Annotated in this window: 3 protein-coding genes; all 3 read right to left on the bottom strand. The window is 39.3% G+C overall.

Annotated features, from left to right (window positions below; all coding sequences use genetic code 11):
- Positions 1-452: 452 nt before the first annotated feature.
- The 3 genes from AB1414_13395 to AB1414_13385 all read right to left on the bottom strand — a co-directional run bounded on the left by AB1414_13395 (position 453) and on the right by AB1414_13385 (position 6,480).
- Positions 453-1,325, bottom strand: coding sequence for a PorV/PorQ family protein (locus AB1414_13395; GenBank protein ID MEW6608416.1), 873 nt, complete (start codon positions 1,323-1,325; stop codon positions 453-455).
- A gap of 74 nt (positions 1,326-1,399) precedes the next feature.
- The gene (locus AB1414_13390) at positions 1,400-1,807 is read right to left on the bottom strand and encodes a hypothetical protein (GenBank protein ID MEW6608415.1); all 408 of its coding nucleotides are present in this window, start codon (positions 1,805-1,807) and stop codon (positions 1,400-1,402) included.
- 200 nt (positions 1,808-2,007) lie between these two features.
- Positions 2,008-6,480, bottom strand: a complete 4,473-nt coding sequence (locus tag AB1414_13385) for a hypothetical protein (protein MEW6608414.1) — start codon at positions 6,478-6,480, stop codon at positions 2,008-2,010.
- Positions 6,481-6,499: the final 19 nt, after the last annotated feature.

Genomic DNA, 6,499 nt, shown 5'->3' with positions numbered 1-6,499 from the left:
TTAGAAGAGAAACTTAAAAGCAAAGGGATTGACCCCAAAGTTCCTTGGCTGAACAACCACTCCTTAGAGTTTCAGTTCAAGTGACCAAGAAAAAAGTGGGAATAACTATCGGTTCGAAATAGGTGATGAAATTATGCGAGTATGTCCACAAATAGTTTCCCGAATGTGCACAAATGATTTTTACGTAACAGAAAAATTACACAAAAGCAGCAATTCTCGGTGAATTGTTATGGAGTGCGGTAGCTTGCTACTTTTTGGAGTGCGGTAGCTTGCTACCGCTTTCAGGCTTTTGCAGAAAAAAGCGAAAGCAAGGAGATAGCATCTCTGGCACTTTCGCACTCCAAAAAATAAAAAAGTTCGCGAAAAATATTTTTCACCTACATCTCAAAATCCTCATTAAATCACGGTTTTAATTTTCACCGAGAATTGCTGAATGTCTGTTTAATCCCTGGCTAAAACTTTATGGTAGCGGAAATACGGTGGGAATAATCTAAATCGTATTCTTTGATGCGATAGAAGGCATAATCTAATTCCCAGTTATAAAGTAGGAATCCTACTCCATAAGTCCAATCGCCATCATCATTTCCAAGACGGAATAAAACATTACGGGTTATGGCATATTCGCCTCCAAAATGGAATTGATATGAATTTTTCTCTTTGTTGACTTCTTTTTTCTTTTCCATATCAGCCGCTATGTTTATTCGGTCATAATACACCTTTGTTGCTACACCCATTCTCAAAGTCGTAGGGACAGATTCATCTTTTAAATCAGTAAATACATTTCGAGCCATCATTCCAAAAGAAAAGTTATTCAGAAAGGCAATATGTGGTGTTGTATAAAGCAATCCCAGATCATACCCAAATCCACCGCCACCACCTACCTCAGAATCTATTCTTAGCCTTTTAATATTTACCCCACAGGAAAGTTCAGGCATAATCTTACGGGCAAGAGACAATACAAAGATATTTTCTGACATATCAGATTTTTTATATGTTTGTCCCCTACCCTCCTCTAATTCTGCCCCTTGATGAATCCAGCTAATACCAAAAGCACCTTTTTGATCTGTTGGTATGGCTAATGATGAGAAATCAATACTTGCTTCCTCTATACTAAAAGGGTTCACATGCATAAATGCCGCCTCGAAGGTTTTAATTTGAGTTAATCCGGCTGGATTCCAGTAGGCGGCATTGACATCATCTACCATCGCTACAAATGCCCCACCCATACCTTGCGGTCTGGCACCTAACTGTAAATCTATTGGCAAACTAAGACCATCTTCTACAAAACTTAAGAAAATAATGAGAGTCACTAACCATTTTGTCATCGGAATCACCTCCATAGTTGGTAACTGGTAATTATTTAACCAGTTACCATTTAACCAATTACCATTTTTTGATATTAATATTCATTATAAGGTGTACCGGCTATATCTTTTTCTATATGGTTTATCTTTATATCACCAGTCATACAATTATAAATATATCCACCTACCTTGCCATCTCCTGTTGGTTTAAGGTCGCCTGATTCCACAACCGTTACCTGATTACTGTCATTACCTTCCTTAATAGATAGTTTAAGCATTACCTTTGGAATTGGGGATAGGTATCTTTTAAACGCCGGCACATCTAAATTCTCAGGGAATGCCCTACTTGCGGTAGCATACTCTGCGGCTGATACAATTTGTAAAGTTCGTCTGATAGTCTGAAGATTAAACTTTGTCACTGTATCTCGGGTAAAATTGATTGGGAGAAGAATAGTATCGGTTACCGCAATCCCCATCTTCTTAAATAATTCTAAAATAAACATTTTTATTTACCTCCTTACTTTTTTATTAGCCACAGATGAAACATAGATTTTTTTATTGTTTAAATCCGAGATCCGTGCCCGTGTAAGAGATTTCCACCCCTTAATCCCCGCCAGCGGAGGACACTTGCCTCTATTATCTGTCCTCTGTTTTCTCTATCCTCTGCTATTCATCCGTGCTAATCAGTGGCTCGATAATTACCTTACTTCACCACTCCAATTGGTTTAGTTTTCACATAAGTGCTGCCATCTGTGAAAGTTATAATTACCTGATAGATATAAATCCCACTACCAACATAATTCCCAAAATCATTCATTCCATCCCAACTACCCAGATTAACATTTGCCTGGCCTTTCTTATCACTTAAAGACTGGTCTTCTGATATTACCCGCACTAAGTCCCCTGAAAGGTCAAATATGCGGACAGTAACTTTGCTGACATTATTTGGTAAATCAGCCATAAATTCCGTTACCTCACCGAACTTAAATGGATTTCTATTGATATAAACTGCTGGTTGAGTAGGTGGTGGAGCAGTATCTATTCCAAGGTCATAAATCGTGAAGTGATTAACATAAACCCAAACTGTGTTATTATTGGCATCTACAACACCACCTACTTTAATCCAATCATGCCTTTCTTCATCCCAGAAAAATATCTTTAATTCACTCTCATCAATCGGTCTTCCTATCTTCTTTGCAAATCGCTCAAGGTCAACATCAGTATAAACAAAAACCATCTTAACTGGCTGATAAAATACTATCCCTGAAGGACCAAATTCATGCGGAATACCTAATAATTGGATATTATCGTTCACTGGTTTCTTTTCTGCTTCTATCTCTGCTGGTAAGGTATTAATACTAATATTTATAACAACCAGTAATGCATTAGCTGGAATTTCTACCTTAGTGCCATCAGGATTTTCGACGACACCACCTGCCGCACCAACTGGTTCAGATACCTTACCTTCTATCCGATAAAGTATAACTGTCTGACTACCGACATTGCCAATTTCATCCTCAACAAAAATAGTTACAGGATTTGTTCCCATTTCTACTGGAACATGATTAAAGTAAAACCCACTATCTACCATAATAACTTTATTGCTTATTATATTCCCACTCTTCCACCAGACTAATCTTGCCTCCCCTGTAATAGACCCAAATATCTCTATCTCTGCCACATAAATCTCTAATCTACCATTCTTTTCTACTGGTTTTGGTCGGATATTTTGTGAAATGGTGCCTAAAACTTCCGGCGGCTGATTATCTAAAACAACTGTCACTGTATCTGAACCAAATAGATTACCTTTAGTATCATAAATATTTGCGTTGATTATCTTAGTCCCACTGGTACAGGTATTGGCTAAACTTATTAGGTGTATAAGCTTATAAATTCCATTACCCATATCACTCATCGTTACAGTCCCAGAAACTGTGCTATCAAGGTTGAATAGATTAATTATACAGACAGTAAAACTACCATTTTGTGGAAGAGTATAGGTAAATATTATTGTATCCCCATTCTTTACTTCATCTGGTTGAGCAGTAAATACACCCGTAGCACGATTGTTGAGGTCAATGCTGATATGTCTTTCTGTTATATTATTCGCCTGGTCTGTGGCAAAGACTGGAATGGAATATTTACCATCACGAGTGGTATTTTGCAGACTAATTGTATAAGTGATAGTATAAGTTCCATCATTATATTCACATGTTTCAGAGCCAACATGATAGGTATTATCTATACCTGAAAAATTTGCTCGTAAGGTATAAGAACCCGAATCTAATTTAATCGTTAGAATAATAGTCTCTCCATCTTTATAAATATCCTTGTTACTATCAAGAGAATAGAATACAGGTGTTTTGTTGTCAATAAATACAGTTTGCGTGCCCTCGTTATAATTATTAGCCCGGTCTGTAGCCTTTATTGTAATCAACCTTTCTATTTCTATATTAGGAGAGGTATCAGATAGGGTTACTTGTGCGGTATAAGTATCGCCATTATGACTCATTACCTGATTAGCCTCTCCTCCTATATTGCTTGCATCTAATAGCACATGAGAAATACCTGACGGTGTCCCTGTCTCAGTAACTTCTACCTTGATAGTTACAACATCTCCTTCTTTAGCCCTGGTTTGCCCGGTTGGATAGATAACATTAATCGTGCCAATAGTTGGTTTTTTACGGTCAACAAAGAATGTTGCAGTTGCAGTTGCTTGATTTAAAGCCGCATCTTTGGCAATAATAGATATTGTATGTGTTCCGTCAACAAAGCCAGTAATTGTTCCAAAAACATATTTGGCAACAATAATAGTATCATAGGTATAAGTGCCTATATTCTTATCATCCAACATACACCTAATCTCTATAATCTTAACCCCTGTAATATTATAGGCAAGTCCACTAATACTGAGAGTGCCTTGATTGGTAATTTCAGGAGGGGCTTGTGTAATCTCAACAATTAACCCTGTTCTGGAATAAATAAATTTGGATATTGCTACATCTCCCCAGTTACCAACCAAATCCATAGATTGAATATAAACTGTATGCTCTCCTTCTTCCAATCCAGAGACATTAATCGTCCCTGTAATATCTGACTGTAATCGTCCTGGTAATAAAATTGTCATCGTCGCATAATTTGGTGTATTTGTGCCATAATATGTATCTATCCAATATCTTACCTCTATTGGTACATTGTATCCATCTGTTACTGTCCCTGTAATTACTGGTGATTTATTGGTTATCTGAGGCGTAATTTGAATATTAGAAAGCATAGGTCCCTGTGTATCAACTAAAAATGTAGTGGAAGTCGATAAACCAATATTGCCAGCGGCATCTATTGCGTGGGCGGTAATGGTATGAGTCCCTTCTGGTAATTCTACTAATATGATACTAAATGCCTCTGTCCCAGAATCAAATTTGCCGTCGTTAGACTCTGCCTGAATCCAACTGCCAGAATCTATACGATACTCTACTCTAACTATTTGAGTTGGGGTATCGGTTGCTGTCCCAATAATGATTATATCATTCTTTACCTGAACACTGGTTATCCCTTTGAGAGTAGTAACAGGTAAAGTTGTATCTAAAATAATGCTATCTGTTATCGTCCCGGAATTCCATCTGACAACATCCACTATCTGGTAATAAACCGTCCGTATCCCATCTCCACCTGTTAAGGTAATAGTGGTAGTTGTCGCTCCACTGGTCAATGTCCCAATATTTATCTGACTCCAGGTCTCTGTCCCATCCTCTCGATACAACAATCTCACTACCCCACTCATATTATCACTATACTCCAACAGAATACTCACGCCTGTCCCTGTGCTGTAGGTATCCCCTGCCTTGATGGTAATTGCCCCATCTGGTGCTGTTGTATCAAGAATAATGGAATCATAGTATATCGCTGTCTTCCCTGATATATCCTTTACCTCCATCCAGACTGTCCGTGTCCCATCTGTTAATACCTCTGTTGGTTTTAATCCAAAATCAAGTTGCCAGGTTAATGTCCCCATAGTCGCTGTGCCCCATTCACTCCAGATATCGCCATTATTAGTAAACCGCATCTGGTCTATATCTATTGGCAACCCACTTATCACCAGAGCAACCGCAGTTGCTGTCGCATACTCTTCTCTCATATCCTGTCCAAGTATCGTGATTGTGCCTGATGGTGCTGTCTTATCATACAATATGGTATCGGTGTAAGTTGCCATATTGCCTGCCTTATCTCTAACCTGCATATGCACTGTCCGTGTCTCACCACTACCTTCTGTCTCCGATAACATCCATGCCCGCATATCGGTTATATCCTGCCACACCGTCCAACTACCTGCTTCATTACGGAACCGTATCTGGTCTATGCCACTTACTGCATCGTCATACTCAAACCCGGTTAAGGTTACATTCCTCATGGTGGTATAGGTGGCATCGTAGTTAATCGTAAATGTCCCTCTCGGTACTCTCGTATCCAGAATAATGCTATCGCTTATCGTCCCGGAATTCCATCTGACAACATCCACTATCTGGTAATAAACCGTCCGTATCCCATCTCCACCTGTTAAGGTAATAGTGGTAGTTGTCGCTCCACTGGTCAATGTCCCAATATTTATCTGACTCCAGGTCTCTGTCCCATCCTCTCGATACAACAATCTCACTACCCCACTCATATTATCACTATACTCCAACAGAATACTCACGCCTGTCCCTGTGCTGTAGGTATCCCCTGCCTTGATGGTAATTGCCCCATCTGGTGCTGTTGTATCAAGAATAATGGAATCATAGTATATCGCTGTCTTCCCTGATATATCCTTTACCTCCATCCAGACTGTCCGTGTCCCATCTGTTAATACCTCTGTTGGTTTTAATCCAAAATCAAGTTGCCAGGTTAATGTCCCCATAGTCGCTGTGCCCCATTCACTCCAGATATCGCCATTATTAGTAAACCGCATCTGGTCTATATCTATTGGCAACCCACTTATCACCAGAGCAACCGCAGTTGCTGTCGCATACTCTTCTCTCATATCCTGTCCAAGTATCGTGATTGTGCCTGATGGTGCTGTCTTATCATACAATATGGTATCGGTGTAAGTTGCCATATTGCCTGCCTTATCTCTAACCTGCATATGCACTGTCCGTGTCTCACCACTACCTTCTGTCTCCGATAACATCCATGCCCGCATATCGGTTATATCCTGCCAC

This window comes from bacterium (genome assembly GCA_040755795.1).
Classification (GTDB): Bacteria; UBA9089; CG2-30-40-21; order CG2-30-40-21; family SBAY01; genus JBFLXS01.
This window is presented reverse-complemented; position numbering and strand designations above follow the sequence as displayed.